The organism is Pseudomonas sp. CM25 (genome assembly GCF_013179705.1).
Classification (GTDB): Bacteria; Pseudomonadota; Gammaproteobacteria; order Pseudomonadales; family Pseudomonadaceae; genus Aquipseudomonas.
The window spans coordinates 1-720 of sequence record NZ_JABMCW010000702.1; the positions used below are offsets into that span (position 1 = coordinate 1).

Genomic DNA, 720 nt, shown 5'->3' on the forward strand with positions numbered 1-720 from the left:
CCCAGGAACTGCTCAGCACCTTTGCCGACGACCTCGGCCGGGTGGCGCTGGAGCCTGGCACCGGCGGCATCTTCCGCATCACCTGCAACGGCGTGCAGATCTGGGAGCGCAAGGCTGACGCGGGTTTCCCCGAAGCCAAGGTGCTGAAGCAGCGCGTGCGCGACCAGATCGACCCACAGCGCGACCTGGGCCATAACGATCGCTGATCAGGCGCCCTCCGCCAGTGGCCGCGTCCTGGGTGGCTGTTCGGCGGCCAGGCGGCTGGACAGCACGATGGCAAAAATGATCAGCGCCCCACCCAGCAGCATGCGCACGGTGGGGGTCTCGGCGAACACCGCCCAGGCCACCGCGATGCCATAGACCGGCTCCATGCCGAACACCACGGCGGCGGTGCGCGCCTTGATCACTGCCAGGCTGGCGACGAACAAGCTGTGCGCCACGCCGGTGCAGAAGATGCCGAGCAAGGCGATCCACAGCCAGTCCATGGCTGCGACGTCAGCCAGGCCCGGGGCTGCGAACGGCAGCAGGCACAGGCCGACCACCAGGTTTTGCCACAGCGCTGCCTGAACCGCCGGCAAGCGTCCGGAGCCGGCGCGGTTGGTGAGCGACAGCAGCGAGAACAACAGCCCCGAGAGCAGCGCCCAGAGCAGGCCGCCGGTGGCCTCGCTGGCCAGGTCGAATGCCGGCGTGACCAGGATCAGGCCGATGCTCACCAGCACT

2 protein-coding genes are annotated in these 720 nt (G+C 68.8%); one reads left to right on the forward strand and one right to left on the reverse strand.

What is annotated here, in order from left to right; genetic code table 11:
• A partial coding sequence (locus tag HP546_RS30800; RefSeq protein WP_172233798.1) for a SelT/SelW/SelH family protein occupies positions 1-206 on the forward strand: 206 nt, incomplete at its 5' end.
• On the opposite strand, the gene HP546_RS30805 is transcribed toward HP546_RS30800, so the two are convergent.
• Positions 207-720: DMT family transporter (locus HP546_RS30805; RefSeq protein ID WP_172233801.1), on the reverse strand; the 514-nt coding region annotated here is incomplete at its 5' end. It abuts the gene before it with no gap.